Origin of the sequence: Hungatella hathewayi WAL-18680 (assembly GCF_000235505.1) — a bacterium.
Lineage (GTDB): Bacteria > Bacillota > Clostridia > Lachnospirales > Lachnospiraceae > Hungatella_A > Hungatella_A hathewayi_A.
The window spans coordinates 40,028-59,435 of record NZ_JH379027.1 but is presented as its reverse complement, the minus strand read 5'-3'; the positions used below and the strand labels follow the sequence as shown (position 1 = coordinate 59,435).

General features: G+C 44.7%; 20 protein-coding genes. 7 read left to right on the top strand and 13 right to left on the bottom strand.

What is annotated here, in order from left to right:
• Positions 1 to 67 precede the first annotated feature (67 nt).
• From recD2 to HMPREF9473_RS00275, 5 genes are all read right to left on the bottom strand, one after another.
• Entirely contained in the window at positions 68 to 2,347 is a 2,280-nt protein-coding gene (gene recD2, locus HMPREF9473_RS00295; RefSeq protein ID WP_006778097.1) for an SF1B family DNA helicase RecD2, read from the bottom strand.
• Positions 2,344 to 2,559 carry a hypothetical protein gene (locus HMPREF9473_RS27880; protein WP_006771598.1) on the bottom strand — a complete coding sequence of 72 codons (216 nt, stop codon included), beginning with the start codon at positions 2,557 to 2,559 and terminating at the stop codon, positions 2,344 to 2,346. Before HMPREF9473_RS27880 ends, recD2 begins: the two co-directional genes overlap by 4 nt.
• 7 nt (positions 2,560 to 2,566) lie before the next feature.
• On the bottom strand, positions 2,567 to 3,634 hold the full coding sequence (locus tag HMPREF9473_RS00285; RefSeq protein ID WP_006771599.1) for a YqaJ viral recombinase family protein: 1,068 nt from the start codon (positions 3,632 to 3,634) through the stop codon (positions 2,567 to 2,569).
• Between the two features lie 579 nt (positions 3,635 to 4,213).
• Positions 4,214 to 4,417 (bottom strand): helix-turn-helix transcriptional regulator, encoded by a 204-nt coding sequence (locus tag HMPREF9473_RS00280; RefSeq protein ID WP_006771600.1) that lies wholly within the window; start codon positions 4,415 to 4,417, stop codon positions 4,214 to 4,216.
• The gene (locus HMPREF9473_RS00275; protein WP_006771601.1) at positions 4,407 to 4,697 is read right to left on the bottom strand and encodes a hypothetical protein; all 291 of its coding nucleotides are present in this window, start codon (positions 4,695 to 4,697) and stop codon (positions 4,407 to 4,409) included. Before HMPREF9473_RS00275 ends, HMPREF9473_RS00280 begins: the two co-directional genes overlap by 11 nt.
• A 209-nt stretch (positions 4,698 to 4,906) precedes the next feature.
• Between HMPREF9473_RS00275 and HMPREF9473_RS00270 the strand changes: the two genes are divergently transcribed.
• The 3 genes from HMPREF9473_RS00270 (at position 4,907) to HMPREF9473_RS00260 (ending at position 8,993) form a co-directional block, all read left to right on the top strand.
• The gene (locus HMPREF9473_RS00270) at positions 4,907 to 6,628 is read left to right on the top strand and encodes a LytS/YhcK type 5TM receptor domain-containing protein (protein ID WP_006771602.1); all 1,722 of its coding nucleotides are present in this window, start codon (positions 4,907 to 4,909) and stop codon (positions 6,626 to 6,628) included.
• 41 nt (positions 6,629 to 6,669) lie between these two features.
• Complete coding sequence (locus HMPREF9473_RS00265) at positions 6,670 to 7,392, top strand: LytR/AlgR family response regulator transcription factor (protein WP_006771603.1); 723 nt, start codon at positions 6,670 to 6,672, stop codon at positions 7,390 to 7,392.
• 161 nt (positions 7,393 to 7,553) lie between these two features.
• The gene (locus tag HMPREF9473_RS00260) at positions 7,554 to 8,993 is read left to right on the top strand and encodes a carbon starvation CstA family protein (RefSeq protein WP_006771604.1); all 1,440 of its coding nucleotides are present in this window, start codon (positions 7,554 to 7,556) and stop codon (positions 8,991 to 8,993) included.
• A gap of 130 nt (positions 8,994 to 9,123) precedes the next feature.
• Here the strand turns inward: HMPREF9473_RS00260 and HMPREF9473_RS00255 are convergent, their stop codons facing one another.
• Complete coding sequence (locus HMPREF9473_RS00255; RefSeq protein WP_006771605.1) at positions 9,124 to 9,792, bottom strand: potassium channel family protein; 669 nt, start codon at positions 9,790 to 9,792, stop codon at positions 9,124 to 9,126.
• Positions 9,793 to 9,802: 10 nt separating this feature from the next.
• Positions 9,803 to 11,107, bottom strand: coding sequence for a TrkH family potassium uptake protein (locus HMPREF9473_RS00250; RefSeq protein WP_006771606.1), 1,305 nt, complete (start codon positions 11,105 to 11,107; stop codon positions 9,803 to 9,805).
• A gap of 624 nt (positions 11,108 to 11,731) precedes the next feature.
• Between HMPREF9473_RS00250 and HMPREF9473_RS27160 the strand changes: the two genes are divergently transcribed.
• Both HMPREF9473_RS27160 and HMPREF9473_RS00240 read left to right on the top strand, forming a co-directional pair.
• On the top strand, positions 11,732 to 12,493 hold the full coding sequence (locus HMPREF9473_RS27160; RefSeq protein WP_006771608.1) for a sigma-70 family RNA polymerase sigma factor: 762 nt from the start codon (positions 11,732 to 11,734) through the stop codon (positions 12,491 to 12,493).
• On the top strand, positions 12,450 to 12,632 hold the full coding sequence (locus HMPREF9473_RS00240; protein ID WP_006778094.1) for a helix-turn-helix domain-containing protein: 183 nt from the start codon (positions 12,450 to 12,452) through the stop codon (positions 12,630 to 12,632). The genes HMPREF9473_RS27160 and HMPREF9473_RS00240 overlap by 44 nt, the downstream gene beginning before the upstream one ends.
• Before the next feature lie 71 nt (positions 12,633 to 12,703).
• Here HMPREF9473_RS00240 and HMPREF9473_RS00235 read toward each other — a convergent pair whose 3' ends face one another.
• Positions 12,704 to 13,255 carry a TetR/AcrR family transcriptional regulator gene (locus tag HMPREF9473_RS00235; RefSeq protein ID WP_006771610.1) on the bottom strand — a complete coding sequence of 184 codons (552 nt, stop codon included), beginning with the start codon at positions 13,253 to 13,255 and terminating at the stop codon, positions 12,704 to 12,706.
• Positions 13,256 to 13,320: 65 nt separating this feature from the next.
• On the opposite strand from HMPREF9473_RS00235, the gene HMPREF9473_RS00230 reads away from it, so the two are divergent.
• Complete coding sequence (locus tag HMPREF9473_RS00230) at positions 13,321 to 14,307, top strand: alpha/beta hydrolase (RefSeq protein WP_006778093.1); 987 nt, start codon at positions 13,321 to 13,323, stop codon at positions 14,305 to 14,307.
• Positions 14,308 to 14,391: 84 nt separating this feature from the next.
• Here the strand turns inward: HMPREF9473_RS00230 and HMPREF9473_RS00225 are convergent, their stop codons facing one another.
• From HMPREF9473_RS00225 to HMPREF9473_RS00205, 5 genes are all read right to left on the bottom strand, one after another.
• Positions 14,392 to 14,913 (bottom strand): GNAT family N-acetyltransferase, encoded by a 522-nt coding sequence (locus HMPREF9473_RS00225; protein WP_006771612.1) that lies wholly within the window; start codon positions 14,911 to 14,913, stop codon positions 14,392 to 14,394.
• A 58-nt stretch (positions 14,914 to 14,971) separates the two neighbouring features.
• A complete protein-coding gene (locus tag HMPREF9473_RS00220) occupies positions 14,972 to 15,163 on the bottom strand; it encodes a hypothetical protein (RefSeq protein WP_006778092.1) in 192 nt (63 codons plus the stop codon).
• A gap of 75 nt (positions 15,164 to 15,238) precedes the next feature.
• Positions 15,239 to 16,012: a M23 family metallopeptidase gene (locus HMPREF9473_RS00215; protein WP_006771613.1), complete on the bottom strand. Its 774-nt coding sequence runs from the start codon at positions 16,010 to 16,012 to the stop codon at positions 15,239 to 15,241.
• A gap of 79 nt (positions 16,013 to 16,091) precedes the next feature.
• The gene (locus tag HMPREF9473_RS00210) at positions 16,092 to 16,331 is read right to left on the bottom strand and encodes a sodium ion-translocating decarboxylase subunit beta (protein ID WP_006771614.1); all 240 of its coding nucleotides are present in this window, start codon (positions 16,329 to 16,331) and stop codon (positions 16,092 to 16,094) included.
• Between the two features lie 86 nt (positions 16,332 to 16,417).
• Entirely contained in the window at positions 16,418 to 18,646 is a 2,229-nt protein-coding gene (locus tag HMPREF9473_RS00205; RefSeq protein ID WP_006771615.1) for a YARHG domain-containing protein, read from the bottom strand.
• Between the two features lie 409 nt (positions 18,647 to 19,055).
• Between HMPREF9473_RS00205 and HMPREF9473_RS00200 the strand changes: the two genes are divergently transcribed.
• The gene (locus HMPREF9473_RS00200) at positions 19,056 to 19,289 is read left to right on the top strand and encodes a BhlA/UviB family holin-like peptide (protein ID WP_006776967.1); all 234 of its coding nucleotides are present in this window, start codon (positions 19,056 to 19,058) and stop codon (positions 19,287 to 19,289) included.
• The last annotated feature ends 119 nt before the right edge of the window (positions 19,290 to 19,408 follow it).

Below are 19,408 nucleotides of genomic sequence, written 5' to 3'. Positions count from 1 at the left end.
GTAAAAACTCCCTTCATAAATAAAATAAGAGACACCTCATGCGTTTTCTGCACATTGTATCTCATTCTTAACCTGCGTTTTTTAATTCCAGTTCTTCTAAATCTGCCGGTATCGGAATCCCCGCGCTCTTGGCAAACGCTCTGTAATATAACCGGATTCTGTGTCCCAGGAGCGTATTGCGTTTATTATTTCCATTCCGGTGAATAGCCGTAAGGAGCGCTGATTTCTGCCCTACCAGCATCACCTTTGTTTTGGCGCGCGTAACCGCTGTATAAATCAAATTGCGGTAAAGCATGATTTTATGGGCCTCCAGCACTGGAAACAGTATAATCGAAAATTCCGAACCCATTCCTTTATGAACCGTAGTGGCGTAAGACAGCTCAACATGTGAGAGATCCTCGAACCCATATTCCAGTTCCCGACCGGGTCCAAAATCCATACCGACCCGTTTTCCCTCGGGCGTATCCTTAACATATCGGATAAATCCTAAATCTCCATTGGACACATGCTCCGTATTTTTTGTCTGCATAATGCGGTCGCCCACCCGGAAGGACTTACTTCCCGTATGTATTTCATCTTCTGTGGAACAAAACGGATTCACCCTCTCCCGGATTACTGCGTTTAAATGTGCTACGGAAGCTGCCCCTTCTTCACGGAACGGCGAGAGAATCTGTACCTGCTCAATTCCATTTTCCGCTATTTCCTGACAATACCGCTCTACAATCGTTTCCGCGGCTTTTGCCTGGTTGACGCTGGGAATAAAAATAAAATCGTCACTACCGTGCAGCCTTGTACAGCCCTGGTTGATCAGTTTGGCATTATGGGGAATCGTGCTGCCCTTTTCCTGTCGGAAGATTTCGTCCAACACCGTGACCGGAATCAGCCCACAGTGTATCATTTCATACAGTACATTGCCGGCGCCTACGCTTGGAAGCTGGTCCACATCACCCACAAGCACGATTTTTGTGTTCCGCTTCAGCCGCTTAAAAAATTGGCTCATCAGCCACATGTCTACGAGGGAAACCTCGTCCACAATAACTAAATCAGCCTCTAAAAGATCCGGTTCTTTTTTCCGGTAGTTTTCGTCCTCCTCACTGACGATACACATACCACTGTGGAGCGTGCTGGCCTCCTCAAACCCTGTACTCTCCACCATTCGCCGGCTTGCCCGGCCAGTGGGAGCCATGAGCTTGATGATCCCTTTCGGATGCAGAATGCGGAACATTTCGATAATCGCTTTAATAGCAGAAGTCTTACCCGATCCCGGAGGTCCTGTTATTATAGACAAATTATACATACATGCCTGTTGTACGCCTTTTGCCTGCATGTTGGACAGAGAAAGACCAAAACGGTTCTTTACCTGCTCCAAAAGAGAATCCATGTTGGGACATGGCGTTCTATCCAGTAAACGCAGAGCAATCTGGCGTGCCGTCTCGTCCTCCATCTCAAAGATATTAGGTTTATAAATATTTTCCTTCATCGACACGACCGCCCCGTTAAGAATAAGCTCCTGCAGCGTGTCCGTCACCTGCTGTTCCCGAATGCGATTGTTGGAAAGCAGAACTTTTTCATTCAGAAGGTATAAAGCCGCTTTTATATGCTCCTTCTTTTCCAGATATAAATGTCCGCTCTTTCCCCTGGCCTCGTCCAGCACGCACAGAAGTGCGCCTTTGATACGCATAGGGTCATGCAGATCGCCTCCGCTTTTCTGCCTGATACTGTCCACCCTCCGGAAGCCAAAGCCCGGAATACGGCACAATGCAAAAGGGTCATTTTCAAGAATTTCTATGCTGGCAGGACCAAAATGCTGGTATATCTTTAATGCCGTTTTGGGTGTCAGCTTGTAAGGCGCCAATAAAGTCATCAAATCACGGAGCATACGGTTTTCCGCGTAAGAGGTTTTAATATCCTCCAGCTTATTTTCCGTTATTCCTCTGACTTCCAGCAGGCGTTCCGGCTGCTTTTCCAGAATGTCGATAACACTCACGCCGAACCGGGCTACTATGTCAGCAGCCAGTTTAGGACCAATTCCTTTAATCAGACCGGATGAAAGATATCCCTCCACGCCCCCCTTTGTTTTTGGAACAATTTCCTGCCATTGCTCCACCTGCAGCTGATAACCATGTTTTTTGTTGAGGACCCATTCTCCCTCCAATTCCAACTCCACCGCGTCTGTGCGGGGAAGTTCATACCCTACAGCAATAAAACGGATCAGGTGATCCTTATTTCGTTCAAGCGAGCGCACATTCTCCGGTATCGTCTGGTCTGAAGATTTGACAATAACAATACAGTATTTGTTTGACGGATTATAAAATATGGTTTTTTCGTAAGTCCCGGTATACTTCATTTTCGTAACCTCCATCTAAACAGGATTACTGTCAGTGTAAGGAGTAATGACGCCAGCTTAAATGCCAGGCCGGCTAAAATTGGAGCAAATACCGCAAGCCACTCCAACTCAATCACTCCAACAACTTTCAGAGCACCAGAAACAAGGGAAATTGCTACGCAAATGCTCATGACCGTATATCTGCATTTTGTTTTCATATGTTTTCCTTTCATCAAATGTTTAAGCGGCTTTCTTCGCCGAAGCGGCAATATGAAACCTCCTGGATTCAGAGACAGTGACAAACTCCTTATAAATTTCCGGATACAGGATTTTCAGACGCATTAGATTATCTTTACTGATTGCAGGCTCTCGTACCGGGTTATAAGTAACTGTATAGTTGGTTCCGTCCTGCTCGCAGACTGCGGTGCAGCTGGTACCCATTTCCGCTATCATCAAAGCTTTTAATCGCTCTAACTCATTTTTTACCTTTTTTGCAGGCGCTTCATAGGTTTTCTTCTGCTCCTGAAGTTCCTGGAAACGAATCAGCTTTTCTTTCATCTTCTCATCAAAATTAATCGCAGACGCGTTTTCATCTGCATGGCCTGCATAGCGGCGGACACTTTTTATGATGAGATCGCCATCTTCCGTATAGGGCGGAGGTACTTGTGCCTGTACATGGTTTTGCCAGAATTCCTGCTCTAAAAAAATCATTTCTTCTTCGTAAGCAAGGTCCCGTTTCAGTTCACGGATAATCACCTCATTCAGATTATTTCCGTAAAGGCAGCAATAAAAAATCCGGTCAATATCCATGACGGACATATAATGCCGCCCTTGGGCTTCATAATAAGACGGGACTATTTCCTGTTTATCCAGCCACCACTTGCTGCGGGCATTATAATTTGTGGTTTTCAGCTCCAGCAAGGCTGTCGTACCATCAGGCAGGGTTGCAAAATAGTCAAGATCCGCCAGCATGAAAGGATACTTTGGGTGATAAAACATCTTTTTTATCTGGTAAATCTCCAAGCCTGTTTTATATTGAAATATTTTGCCTACCAAATCCTCCAGGAGATGGCCTATCGACATGGCTACCCAGTTTTCCTCATTGTCATTGACTGAAACAATGTTCAACTTATCATAGTATAAATCCCTGGACGTGCGAAACGGTGATATGCCGAGAATCGCTGCCACATCGCTGCCGCCGATCCCGCGTCTCCGGTAAGAAAGCCATTCTTCTTCCGAAAGATTTTCCGTATCTACGAGTACCAGCGGACGGTACCGATCCCTCTTCAGGGCGCCGTTCAAAGCCATCCATTAGCACCCCCTTCGCGCTCTGCGGGGAATAAAAACCGATTTTGTGACTGCACAGCGGTTCCAATTCCGTAATTCCACTTTTTTGTTTCCAGTATTCCATCTTTGTGAAATCAACCTCCTTCTTGAATTGCCTCGAAAGCTCTGCTTCTGTTTTACATTCATGTCCGTACCACCTTTCTGTCATAAAATTTATCCTCAAAGCCATATACAGGCGTTTGGGCAGCAAAAAAGCGAGAACGGCTAAGGGGCAAAGCACCTCATGTCCATAATGTTCTATGGACCACAACCATTCTCGCAAAAAAGAAAAAACCTTAAAATAAAAAAACCAAGTATAATCACCGGCCGGAAAGGCGCAATGATACTACTGGTACAAAGATACAAACTTAACAACGTGTGCAATGCGGATCTTTATTCTACATCATAAAATATCCGCCTTACCTGAAGGTTACGCACAAAAATCAATTACAGGAACAGTTTAACACAATATATTGGATAAATCAAGATTATTTTTCTATATATTGTGTATCTAACTGTATTAACTTAAACTCCGAGAAATGCCGCATCACTCTTTAAGTGTTATTGGCATATAAAAAGGTTATCAACTGTAGTTTGCAATTCTTTTGCTAAATGAAAGGCCAGCGCTAAAGTTGGATCATACTTATTATTTTCAATCGCATTAATGGTCTGGCGGGAAACGCCGCATTTTTTAGCCAGCTCTTCCTGGGATAAGCCTTGCTGTTTTCTCATACTCCTTATAATATTTTCCATATCAGTCGCCATATTTTCTCCGGTAATATAAAAGGCATATAAAATAAATCGCAGCAGCAGAAGTAAGCGTGATAAAAGGGTTTACACTCATTTTCTCTACCTTGATAACACTCTCTACTACACGAAAGACCAAACTGCCCATAGTTGCAATCAAGGTCCATGTACTGGCCTTCCATATAATCATTTGCCTTCGCTCGTCTCCCGGCTTTATCAGCGATATAATCATAGAAACATTTAAAATCACCATTACAAGAAGAAAAACAACAAACAAAACAAGTCCAAACTCCCTCATAATAAACTCCTTTCCACAGATAAACCACGCTCCATTATGTCAAAAACTTTTGACACTTTAAGTATATAAATTTCAATACAAAATGTCAAGAGTTTTTGACATTTTATATGTCTGCAAAATCATAAAAAAATATTTGTTATACCTTTACTTTCATGTTAAAATGATTGTAACACCCCATATTAACAGTATCGGAAAGGAGCGCCTTATCCATGCCGGACAACCTTTTCCTCTCCCTGCTATTCAATATAGGATTTCTAATCTTCCTGGCCTTCATTCTGACCAGAATTCCCACTGTCAGAAACATGTTAACGTGCGAAAATTTATCCGTTCCAAGTCAGCTTCTGGCTGCCGTCCTGTTCGGCTTTGTCAGCATACTTGCCACTTATACAGGTATTGAGACAGGAGGAGCTATCGTCAATACCCGCGTTATTGGCGTGCTGTCTGCCGGTCTGCTGGGAGGACCCGTAATCGGGATCGGAGCCGCATTGATTGGCGGTATCCACCGATACTTTTATGAGGCAGGTCAGTTGACCGCTGCCGCCTGTGCAGTGTCTACGATGGCGGAGGGCATGATTGGTGTTTTCTGCTCCAGGTATTTCCACCGGGGTAAGTGGGACAATGGAATGCTGTTTCTGCTAACCGCTGTCACCGAAGTCTGCCAGATGCTTCTGATCCTGCTGATTGCCCGCCCATTTTCCTCCGCCCTGGAAGTAGTGAAGGAGATTGCTCTGCCAATGATTATATTAAACTCCTGCGGCATGGTGGTATTTATTGGAACCTTCCGGGCATTATCCATGGAAAAGGATAATGAAAGAACCAGCGGTATCAGCTTGGCGCTGCATGTGGCAAGCAAATGCCTGCCGCACCTCCGCAAAGGGCTGGACAGTCCCGAGGATATAAAGGCGGCGGCGGATATTATCTTCCAGTCCACCACCTGTTCGGCTGTCATGATTACCAACCGGGAACATATCCTGGCTTTTTCCTGCCTTTCAGGAAACAAGGACTTTACTTCGGTGGAAAGCCTTATGAATTCCCATATAAAAATTGCCATGGAGCAGAATAAGACCATCTGTGTGTCAGATGCAAGCGCCCCCGATCCACTTACTTCTGTATTCAAAAATTATGTATTAGTGGCGGTCCCCCTGACAAGCCGGGGCCAGGTATCCGGCTGTCTTGGCCTGTTTTATAAAAAACGATGGCACAGATCACAGTCTCGGATTGTGTTTGCAGAGAATCTCTCCACATTGTTTTCCACACAGCTGGAGCTGGCAGATTTGAATTACGAGAAAAGCCTGCGCCGGAAAGCAGAAATAAAAGCTCTGCGCTCCCAGGTCAATCCCCACTTCCTGCATAACGCTCTGAACACCATTTCCTGTATGTGCAGGGAAAACCCGGAGCGGGCCAGGGAGCTGTCACGGACGCTTTCCGTATATTACCGCCAGACATTGGAACCACACCATGAAATGACGGACTTGCAAACAGAGCTGTATCAGGTTCTCCGCTATTTGGAGATGGAAAAAGCACGGTTTGAAGAAAACCTGCTGATAGAGACTGATGTTCCGGAAGGACTGAACTGTCTTATCCCTTCCTTCATTTTGCAGCCGTTAGTGGAAAATGCCGTGCGGTATGGCGCTGATAGAGCAGGGCTTAGATCTGTTGCAATCCGCACCCGGAAGACGCCGGAGGGGATACAAATTGAAGTGGCCGATCACGGTCCCGGAATTCCGGAAACCATTGTAGAAGCCATTTTATCCGGTCAGGAACCAGATAAATCCTATGGGCTTTACAACGTCCACACGCGGCTAAAAAAAATTTACGGCTCCTCCGGCGGCCTTTCCATCCAGCACACCGATGGAGAAACCAGGATTTCATTTCTAATTCCCTTTTCCAGTGCCGCTCACAGGTCTGGTGATTGGGAAGCTGCAGAATAGCGGTATGGAACGGATACAGATAAAATCAGGAGGTACAACAGATGAAAATAGTGGTTGTCGATGACGAACGCCCCGCGCGGAGCGAACTGGCTTTTCTGATAACCGATATCCTGCCGGAAGCTGAGATTCTGGAAGCGGCAAGCGGAGCCGCGGCTCTGGAGCTTTTTCTTTCGACTCCGGATATCTGCCTGGCTTTCCTGGATATCAATTTAAACGACATGGAGGGCACCACCCTGGCCGCTGCCATGCAGAAAATTCTTCCGGACGTACCGGTTGTTTTTGCCACCGCCTACTCTGAATATGCAGTCAGAGCCTTTGAACTGGGTGCTGCCGATTACATCTTAAAACCGGTTGAGCCGGACCGCCTGCGGAGCGTCCTGAAAAAGTGTATGGCTGTCCCCGGCGCAAGCCTGTCCGTTTCAGACCCGATGGAAAATAAAATCGCCATCAGATTTAACCGCAAGGTGATTTTTACGGACACCAAAGACATTATCTATATTGAAACCAGCGGCCGCGGCTGCATGATACATACCGTGACAGACGGCTATGCGGAAAATATCCTGATTGGAGATTATGAAAAGAGGCTTTCTCACCTCGGTTTTTTCCGAATTCATAAAAGCTATCTTGTCAACCTTGCATTTGTCTCCGAAGTTTTCCCCTGGGCCAACAATGGACTGGCTTTGAAACTGAAGGGCTGTGGCTCCGAGATATTTCCCATAGGAAGGGAAAAAACAAAAGCCTTTCGGCAGAGAATGAAGATTTGAGGACCGCCTTCCTGATGACGGTCCTTTTTTCAGCCCTTTTTCTGCGCCGAAGTCTGCTGTTCGCTCGTCGAACTTCACATTTCCCACAAAAAATATTTTCATTTTATTTGTTTTCTGTATAATAAGACCATAAAATAAATCAAAAAAAGGAGGCGTAACGTATGATCAGTTTCTTTATCTGTCTGTTCCTGTTAGTCGGCGGTTTCTTTGTTTATGGTAAATTCGCCGAAAAAGTATTTGGACCGGATGACCGCCGCACGCCGGCAATCGCCATGGAAGATGGCGCTGACTATGTTCCCATGGGAACCGCCCGTATTTTCCTGATTCAGCTTTTAAACATCGCCGGGCTGGGGCCTATCTTTGGAGCTTTAGCCGGTGCCGCCTGGGGACCGTCCGTATTCCTGTGGATTACCCTGGGAACCATTCTGGGCGGCGGAGTCCATGATTACATGATCGGCATGATGTCCATGCGCCACAAGGGAGCCAGCGTATCCGAGTTAACCGGCATGTATCTGGGAAACGGAATGAAACAGGTCATGCGCGTATTCTCCGTTGTTCTCCTGGTACTGGTAGGCGTCAGCTTCTCGACCGGTCCCGCCAACCTGCTGGCTATGCTGACTCCGGAAGTGCTGGATATGAATTTCTGGCTGATTGTTGTTCTCGTCTATTACTTTTTTGCAACCTTTGTACCCATTGATAAATTGATTGGAAAAATCTATCCTATATTCGGGATCTGCCTGATTGTGATGGCACTTGGCGTTGGCGGAATGATTTTATTCAGCGGCAATTATACGATACCTGAAATCACCCTGCAGAACCTTCACCCCAACGGGACTCCCATATGGCCGGTTATGTTTATCTCTGTAGCCTGCGGAGCCATTTCAGGCTTCCATGCCACCCAGTCTCCGCTGATGGCACGGTGTATGAGAAGTGAAAAGAGCGGAAGAAACGTATTCTATGGCGCCATGGTCGCAGAAGGCATTATCGCTCTGATCTGGGCTGCTGCGGGAGCCGCATTCTATAACGGCACCGGCGGGCTGCTGGCCGCTCTCGGACAGGGGCAGGCGTCCGTGGTATATGAAATCTGCTTTACCCTGCTGGGACCGATAGGCGCGGTTATCGCAATGATTGGCGTTATCGCCTGTCCTATATCTTCAGCAGACACCGCCTACCGAAGCGCCCGGCTTACCCTGGCAGACTGGTTTAATTACGATCAGAAGCCCATTAAAAACCGCCTGGTCCTGACAGTTCCTCTGTTAGGTGTAGGAGCCTTCCTCACCCAGATAGACGTACAGATTATCTGGAGATATTTCTCCTGGAGTAACCAGACTCTGGCTATGATCGCTCTCTGGGCAGCCAGCGTGTATTTATTAAAACGCGGAAGAGCTTATCTTGTGACAGCATTACCGGCAACCTTTATGTCAGCCGTATCCTGTACCTATATTCTGATGGCGGAAGAAGGGATGCGTCTTTCTACCTCCGTAGCCTATCCAATAGGAATACTGTTCGCGGTCGGGTGCCTGGGAATGTTTACATATAGCTGTATTCTAAGGAAAGGTAAAAATATAGCCCTTCCTGTTGGAGATGTTAATTTTGATTAGATTCTAACTCTGCTTTTCACACCAGATTAGAATAGAAAAAGACTGCCAGCGGTATACTCTCCTCCCCCCTGGGAAGCCGTTGGCAGTCTTTCTGTCTGCATAGGTTGATATTCCAGCCTTCCTTACACATTTAATCTTCTATGTCCGATTCAAACCGTTTGATTTTTTCAACCCTTCCGATTACTACGATAATATCGTCATTTCCAAAACGGTATTGCGGTGACACCTCGATATCCGTCACATGCCCCCGCTCAATCGCAATAATATTCAGCCCATATTTCTGCCGGATATTAAACTCCTGCACAGTCATTCCCACCATTTTAGACGCAACGGGAATCTGCTGTATCTCCACTTCATTATCCAGCGAAATGTAATCCAGAAAATTGTTGGATACCAGCCGTTTCCCAAGCCTCAAAGCCATATCCCTTTCCGGATAGACGACCTCCGCCCCGATTTTTTCAAGCACAGCGCCCTGATCCCGGCTGATTGCCTTGGCAATCACCTGGGGAATCCCCAGGCTTACCACATTTAAGGTGGTAAGGATACTGGTGTCGATTTTTTCCCCAATACAGATAATGACCGTATCACAATTCTGAATTCCGATATCTTCCAGAGTCTCCTTTGTCAAATCCTCCGCGACAAATGCATGTTCCGTATAGTGCCGCAGCTCCCGGACCTTACTCTCATTACAGTCAACCACAATTACTTCTTTGCCGGCTTCCGCCAGGCTTTTCGCCAGCGCTGTTCCAAAACGCCCGAGTCCAATCACTCCAAATGTGGTGTGCTTCGTATTTTTCATTTGTATCTCCTTAACCTATAATAATTGATTCTTCTATATACCTGGCATGAGGCATCTGCCTGCATACCCACATGGAAGCAAGCGTAAAGGCTCCCAGTCTGCCGATAAACATGATGAGAATTATCACCAGTTTGCTGATACTTCCCAGTTCCGGCGTGATTCCAGTAGAAAGCCCAACCGTGCCAAAGGCCGAGGTCACTTCAAACATCAGTTGTATAAAACTATATCCCGGTTCTAATACACAGAGCAGAAAGGTTCCGCCGCACACTACCAGAAAAGACAGAAACGCAATCATAAAAGCCTTGGAAATTCCTTCTGCCGGTATACTCCGGTGAAACGCTCCGTAATGCTTTTTTGTCATAAGGCTTCTCACGGATACTAACAGGGCAAAAAAGGTACTGGTTTTGATACCGCCGCCCGTTGATCCCGGAGACGCTCCGATAAACATTAACATTGTCAGCGTAAATAATCCTGCATTAGAAAACTCTCCAATCGGATATGTAGAAAATCCTGCCGTTCGTGCCGAAACGCTCTGAAAAAATGCTCCCAGCCATGATATATCCTCGGTTGCTTTTAAAAGCAGCGTGCCAGCCGCCAGAAGAATCACGCTCGTGGTAATAACAACCTTTGAATGGAGACAGAGCTTTTTAAAAGACCTCATTTTCAAAACATCAAGAATAACCAGGAAACCAAGACCGCCAAAAATAATCAGACCGCAGGTCACCAGATTCAGCAATACGTCCGTCTGATATGGTATCAGGTTCTGCAGCCCTCCCAGGATATCAAATCCGGAATTATTAAAGGCCGCAATCGAGTGGAAGATACTGATTTCCATAGCCTTTAAAGGCGGATAATCCTGTACAAATACGATAAAGCTCAAGGCTGCTCCCATCGCTTCAAATAACAGCGTCATAAGCAGGATCGCCTTAACCAGCCGTATTACACCTTTGGAGCTGTCCACATTTAATGCTTCCTTCACCAGCGCCCTGCCCTTAAAGCCTACCCGTTTACCGGCTGCTAAAATGAAACCCACGCCGACAGAGGTAACCCCCAGTCCTCCAATCTGGATCAGCAGCGCAACCACAGCCCGTCCAAATGCGGTAAAATGGTCGGCGGTATCTATGGCAATCAAACCTGTCACGCAGACTGCGCTTGTAGATGTAAAGAGGGCGTCAATTACCTCTACCTTCATGCCCGGATTCACAGACACCGGCAACAGCAGCAGAAAGGTTCCAAATAAGATCACCGCTGCAAACCCCAAAGTTATCAAACGTCCCGGGGGAAGACCTTTCAAATACTGAAATAATCGGTTCATAAGTTGACCATCGAAATACCGCAGATGCTTTTACCACGAAAAAAGCACCTCTTGGACGCAAAAGGGCGCAAGACGTGCGTAGTATCATAACAATTCATGTTTTGAGCGTATGTACAAGGGGCAGCGTCGCCTGCGGCGTTGTCCATGGTATCGTATTCCTCCTTTCCGTAAAACAGATATTGCGCCTATTATACGGGACGGAGGGTGGAATCGCAAGCCAAAATTTGTTTGTTTATAAAAACTTTAGACTGTCTTTATATTTATTCATTTTCATGACCCAAATATCTGACGTGCAAAATTTGTCGAACGGTCTTATACATTACTCACAATTAACTCACGTTTATCTAACACTTTCCTAATAAAATTTACTTATGGCAGCTTAAATATAACTGGGGAGGAGCAGACACAGTCAGAATACCACAATAGAATACGGAAATGTCAATAGGGGGACTTGTCATTTATAAAATGCCGGGATCTCCCTGTTCTTTTGCAGGAAGTCCCGTCTCGCTTTAAAAACAACAAAAAATATATCGGCAGGGTGGCAGCTCGTGCTGCCAAATCCAAGAAAAAGGATGAGACGCCGCCTGTGTGCCGTCCGCATAGCTGCGGGCTAGGAGCAATGTTATGGATAAAAATACTATCCACAACATTGAGCTGTTCAAAAGCCATACAGCTCCACGACACACAGCTTTCAGGATACTTGACCCAATAGGACTTTTTAGATTACTTCAAGAAAAAGTATCTGTATTTATACGGATACCACCACTTTTAAGAAGTGATGGGCTAACTATTGAACTTCTCAATGTATCAGTCAGAAAAGCAGCCGTTTACGCATATTGGCGTACTCATGGCTGCTTTCTTTGTTTTAAAGTCCCCACCCGCTGCCGCGGACCTCCATTTTTCAAGAATCGCACAACAATTCTTGAAAATGGAGGAAACGCCATGTGGCAGAGAAATAATGGACAGGGAGAAGCAGAGAAACTGCAGAACCGTTTTACATCATATCTGGTAACGGCTGTAAACAGACGCCGAAAAGATTACATGAACCAAAGAAACAGGAAACTCCGTATGGAATGTTCTATGGAGGACGAAGCCTGGGATTTAGAATATGACGAGCAAGTGTATCATAATTTGCCGCTTCCTATGCAGTTGGAAAATGATTCGCTTATTTATGCGCTGAAACAGATAACAGACCGTGAGCGGCACGTTTTTCTTTCACACGCCCTGGAGGATAAGAGCTTTGAGGAGCTTGCCGCAGAGTTAGGAATCACTTATAAAGGCGCAGCCGCTATTTATTACCGCACGATTCAAAAAATCAAACAGAGGATGGGAGAAGGCAGAAATGGATTTTATGGAACTTCTGAAGCAGGCAAAAGCAGGAAATGAGCCGGCTATCGCTGAAATTTTGGAGATGTACCGGCCGCTGCTTATCAAAAATTCAATTATTGACGGCAGCTACGATGAAGATTTGTTCCAGGAACTTAGTATAACATTATTAAAGTGTATCATTCAGTTTAGGGTTTAAGCACTAAGGGGATAGTTTCAAAGCGTAAATGCTTCAGACTATCCCCTGTTTTTTCATTAATCAGGCTTTTCTTACTCCTCAACTTTAAGCGGCGGCATGATAGCGCCTATCATCTGTGCCATTTCTTCCGGACTTTCTTTTGCGCCTTCTTCCAGCCACCGAATCGTGACATTCCAGAACCCACCTGCCTGGTAGTAAATCTCGTATTGAGATTTCTTCCTGTATACAGGATCGTCGAGGAATAAAGTAATCAATTCCTCTAAATACTCATTGAATTTAAGTAATGCCAAAGGAAGCAGATCATTCTTTTTCAACAGCATAAAAAAATCCGCATTCTGCCGGCAGATAAGAAAATATGCCTTTGATACCGTATATGAGGTGAACTGCGGTAGCTTTTTCAATTCCTTTATATATAACTGACACAATTCATGGAGACGTAAATACAACACCTCCTCCTTCGACTTAAAGTTACGATAGAAGGTTTTTCTGTCAAGCCCGGCACACTCCGCCAGTTCCTTGATGGAAATGCTGTTATAGGCTTTACACTCCATTAACTCCAGCAATGCTTTTAATATCATTTGCTTTGATTGGGCTGCAATCGGGTTTTCTTTCAGCGCTTTCATAATGCCTCCTGCCACATATTACGTTAAATGTGGAACTTGCTTTAACATAGTTGACTGGATTCTTATTGTACTATAAAATCATAAGTGCCACAAGTGGGACAGTTAATTTAAAGGAGGAAACAAACATACAAACTTATCATTGCGATCCGTTCTGGAGAATGCTTCAACCATATTTACCTAAAAGCAATCGGTTAACTACGAACAATCTGCCTGAAGAGTATTTTATACCGATCCTTGGCATGGACATACATATCGACCACTACAAGCCAGTTGTGTCCAAGGGCCGGCTGATACTGTTTCATGGGGTTGGGGGAAATGGACGATTACTTTCCTGCATCGCCCTGCCACTGGCAAGAGCCGGGTTTGAGGTAATCTGCCCGGATTTACCTTTATACGGCTGTACCTGCTATATAAAGGACATAACGTATGACACCTGGGTTTCATGCAGCGTAGAAATAGTAAAATATTATCAGAGTAATGAGAGCTTACCCATATTCCTGTTTGGATTTAGCGCCGGAGGAATGTTAGCTTATCAGATTGCTTGTAAAAGTCAAAATATCCGAGGGTTGATTGTCTCCTGTATTCTCGATCAGCGGGAGAAAACCGTCACCAGGAACTCAGCTAGAAATCCATTATTGGGGCTTATGGCGAAGCCCCTTATGACAGCTATGCACACTTTTGCCGGCAGAGTAAAAATTCCAATGAAGTGGATCGGAAATATGAAAGCCATAGTCAATCAGAAAGAGGTAGCCCGGATTCTTATGAAAGATAAGAAATCCTCTGGCGTGAGAGTCCCGATAAACTTTATATATTCCATGCTCAATCCTGAAATAAGAATAGAACCTGAACAATTTACAGCGTGTCCGGTTTTACTGTCACATCCTGGAGATGACCGCTGGACAGATATAAAGCTAAGCAATCTCTTTTACAATCGCCTGGCTTGTAAAAAACAGACTGTAATCCTGGAAGGCGCCGGTCATTTTCCAATGGAAGCGATTGGTCTGAAGCAGATGGAGCAGGCATGTATACAGTTTTTAGAACAGAACTTATAGACATATTCTGATTCGTAAAAATAAAAAGGCGGTAAGGCCCTATAAAAACTGTTATATGGTGTCTTACTGCCTGATTGCCAGGTTTTAACTTTTCATGACTACCGCACTTAAATAACTGTTAAAAGCGCGATACTCTGCTTCCGACAGTTGATCCGGACTGGACATCACAACAAGGTCATGCCCTTTAAAGCCCTTCTTATAGGGCGGGTGAACATGAGAATACCTGTTGGCCTGGTATCCCGAACGCTCATAGAACTGCTTGCGATGAACGGATACATCATCAGTAGGAGGGTCGATTTCAAGAATGACTGTTTTTCGCTCCCCGTCTAAAAGCTCCAATGCCTTCTGCCCATACTTTTTACCGCGCATTTTCGGCAGGATGCAAAAGTGCTCTACATAGATAAACTCTGCCGTCTCCCACCAGAGAATCATACCGACCCACATATCGTTCTCATAAATCAAATTAAAATGATATGCTTCATTTCCCATAATACAGGTTTGTACATGACTTTCCCTTTGCTCATGAATCGGGAAGCTGGCCTGGTATAGATCCATCGCCTGATGATACATGGCATGATTGCTGTCTGTTAATCTTCTAAACTCCATATTGTTTTACCTCATATCAATCATCTCGAAGAAATCGGCTATCAAATTATAAAACCTGTTACTTTTTTCGGCTCTTCCATAAACACTCAATTAGTTCAACAAAGAACAATACCAGGAAACATATTACTCCACCCGCTAAGGTTATTCTGTAAGGATTGCCGGATACTACCCCATAAATCAGACACACCAAATCAAAGCCAACAGAAATCACAAATGCCTTTAGTAATGCATACAGTACAAATTGTTTCATAAAGTCCTCCTCTTAACCTACAGCGCTATTTAGTTACCCTGTCAGACCTGCCTTCTATGAAGTTTGATTCCCCTATTAAATAATCGAATCACGGTTCCAACCTTCGGTATTAACATTATAGACCGTCTGCCCAACTCCAATAAACGGCGGATAATAATTTTCACTATATTCCTTCAAATATCTATCATCAAACTTCTCATAATTCAAAGTTTTCTTCACTTTGATATTTTCAAATTCAACCGGAAGCCCGGGAGAGGAATAAAAGCTTTTTCCCAACTGTACCTGAAAATGGAGATGTGGCTCCGAGGTATTCCCCGAATTTCCACATTCAGCGATCTTCTCTCCCCTTTTTATGGATTGCCCCACAGACACCCGTATACTGTCAGGTTTAAGATGGGCCAGCAAGGAGTATTCACCATCAGAATGACAAATCAGAACGTAATTTCCCCGAATATCACGGGCATTGCATGAGGCGGCCCTGTTCTTCGTGATCCTGCTATCCGGATTCCCGGTACAAATTTCCGCCACCGTGCCGTCTGCCGGAGCTAAAATATCCCTGCCATAACAATAAAAGGAACCTGCTTCTGTCTCTTCTCCCTGAAAGCTGCTGCCGGCGCCATCCAGGATAACAAAATCATAAGCATATCTTTGCGTTGGTATCTCCCAGGAATGAGAGGTTTTTTCAGTTACCCCGCCATTTACAACTACCCACTCACCGCTAAAGGGCAAAGCATATTTCACCTGCGGATGATAGCTTTCAATACTGGGAAGATCGCCGTGATATTTATATTCCAGAACAATAATACCCCATAACTGTTTTAAGGATTGTATCAGTACAGAACCATTCATTTATATTACACCACCTCCGCTATTTCTGATTAAGCCAATTATATCAAACAAACCTATTAAGAAGAAAGAGCATCGGAAGTCAGTGCTTACGCTTAAAAAGAATGAATCCTGCTATAACCATAAGAATCACTCCCAAAATAATTATTAAAATAGATATATTCCCGCCTATTCGGCCAGCTAAAAATATAGAAGTTGGCCCATCTGCACCGCCTATAACAGATATGGACATACTTTCTTTCATTTTCAATAGAATCTCAATAATTACCAAAATAGTTCCCAATATACCCATTATAATCCCCAAAACTTTTTTCACTTTCATAGAAACTCCTTTTTGTATATTCCCATGCTTATTTATTTTATGAAATAGCGCCTACTGTAGATTTGATATTTTCTTATAACTATCCGCTACTCCATACGTTCCTGCTGCTTCTGAATCAACTGTACATTCTTCTTCTCCAGTTCGTTTAAAAGGTCGTCTGTAAACTCAGAAGGCTCAATTTTACCCTCATACCAACTACAACTATTAAAATATTGCTGCAGTTCCATATCCGTAAAGCGCCTCCCGTGCCGCGCGTAAATCTCGTTTTTCGCAATCCGCAGCCTTTGCGCGGATAAATTCAGCAAATTAGCCTCGTTCAGAGCGGCATCGCTGCTGTTTGGAAATATAAATTCGCTGCCGTCATACCGGGCTGAATCGGAATCTATGCGAAAGCTGTACTTAACCGGTTCAATGTCCCACACCATTTGTTCATACTCATGCTGTACCTGTTCATTTTCTAAAAGAAAGGTCACATCCGTAGGCAAGCTCATAGCATATACATTCGCTCCGTCATAGCCTAAGATCTCATAGTCTGGTTCATTCACATAATCACCATTATTAAAAATACGGATCGAGAACAGCAGCCCGTCCCCGTTCTGTTCAAAAGAACTTTTTTGGAAAACTGAAATTCCGCCCCCTTCCAAAGGCTTCTCAACATAGAGTCCGTCCCAGTTCTCCGGGTAGGTGATGGAAAAATCCGCCGCCTTTCTAACTAAGGATTCCGCAGGTTCCCCGGACGCCGTTTCTTTCAGAGCAGACGGTGTAGTTTCCCGGTTGTCTATCCCGGCAGACGAGGACATTTCCGTTTCTGTGTAAACAGGACTGTCTTCCTGTCCTTTGGAGTGAGTTGCCCCGTCTGCCAGTTGAAACAGAAAGAACATGACAGCCAGCACATAAGCCGCTCGTAATATAATTCCGGTAAAGTCATGCGCCTTCAGCCTGGTATATGAATAAGTGCAGGGTCCGTAGGCCATAGCCTTTAAGACCTCATGATTTTCAGGACTGTAACTGAGCAGACGTTTCCGCAAGTCAGCCGCTTCCAGGGGCTTTTCAAGCATTTCCTTCACCTCTGCTATCATAGCCAACATAGGAAGGCGGTGGTAATCATTGTGGCAGCGGTCTAAATAATAGTTCCCTTCTATTTCAGCCTGCTCCAAATCACCTCCACTTATCAGACCGCGAATCTTTGCGGACAGTGAACGCATCTGAATATCTTTATTCTTACAGAGCCACGGCGTCTCCTCAAGCATAATCTCCAGCTTTAGTTCTTCTCTTTCAGCCGCTTGTTCTTCTCCCAAACAGCGCAGGCAGGCGCTGCGCAGATCGCTGTGCAGGAAACAGAGCATGGCGCCTTTATGCTTTCCTGCCAGCTTCCATGCCAGATCTTCCAGTGTCAGAGCCTCTCTGACCCGGCCGCTGCGGTATAATCCCACCGCGGCATTGTGCAAGGAAATCGCCCGTTCCTTCATATTTCCGATTCCATTGATTCCAGACAGCAGACAGGCCGCAGAAGCGCTTAAAGGACGGTTTTCGCAGAGCAGCGGGCGCAGCATTATCCGGTTTCTGTAAATCCGAAGAAAATAAGTAATTATGAAAAATGCGGCCATTGCAAGCAGAAACCAGCTGATTGCCCGAGACCAGCCCGGACTGTAAGACCGCCGGTAAACCCACAGGACCGAAATCCATACGAAAAGCATCCCCGATAGAGTATCCACAATACACATTCTCTCAACTGCAAGAAAGTATCTTTGTCCCTCCTTAAAACAGTCCCCGGCTGACGGATCATCCCTCAATCCCTCCGCCAGTTCTAACGCATAAGCAAACTTCTTCCTCTTCTTTATCACTCCAAAGCTTCCGGCCAGCAAAACCGCCATGGCGGCAATTAAGGCGATGGAAAAACCAACATAGAGCGGCCAGGTATCGTCTTTCACCACATCAATATGGCAGCCGGCCGCAGATATCCCGCTGACGGACAGTATTTCCATTTCCCTGATTCTATTTCCTGAGTCGCTCTCGATACGCAGCGCAACAGGCTTTCCAAGCCGATGCTCCGGGAGTTTTCCTTTCATTCTTAAATAGCTTTTCCCATTTCCCGTTGCACTTTCCCACATTAACTCTGCGTCCCCATGGCTCACATGAGGCTCCATATATTTTTCTTCGGCCTGAAGCTCTATTGTGAACGTATCCTGGACAGGTTCAAATGAAAGCTCTATGGTCTGTTTGTAGCTCCCTTCCTGACGTGAAAGCCAGAAAGCAAAAATAATCATAAATACTGACAGTATGGGAAATAAGAGCCATAGCCTGCTTCTCTTCATAAGCGTCTCCTTGTTGTTTGTAAATTCATCCCCTTGTTACCGGAAAACAGAGAAAAAGCGCGACCCAGCATCTCAAAAAGACGCAGGCCGCGCGTATATAATGTCATAAGATATACACTTAAATCGGGTAACCGGGCAGCGTCATCCATGGCGGTGTCCATAAAGTCCTCTATTTTCAAAATTTGTCTTATCATACCGGATAATACATAAAATAGCAAGACCCTATCCCTATAATTAATAGAAATTTAATGGGGCAGGCAGGTGGTAATAATCAGGCACTGCCATCAGATCACCAGTGATGTTATATTCAGCTAATATTTTTTCTCTTAAATAATTTCATGTACGGTTTCCATAATCTATATTTTTGCTCTTATTAGATTATAAACTTACAGAAAGGAGATGTTGAATATTGGAAGAATTAATCGTCAATCTGGTGCAGTCCCAGGGAATTTGGGCAGTATTATTTGTTTTTCTGCTGCTATATACCATAAAAAAGAATGACAAGTTAGACGAATTACAGGAAGCCCGTGAACGAAAGTACCAGGAACTATTGACACAGCTTACGGTAAAGCTTTCCATCGTAAATACAGTAAATGAAAAACTCGATACTATTCAAGCTGTCCTCAAAGAAAAGTCCGATTAGCGAATTAAAACGGCTCTCTTTGCGATTTTCTAATCCAACCACATTGTTTTATTAAACTTCGGTTTACAAATAACGTCCTTTTTATTTTTTATTATATGAATTTGCAAATTCAAATAATT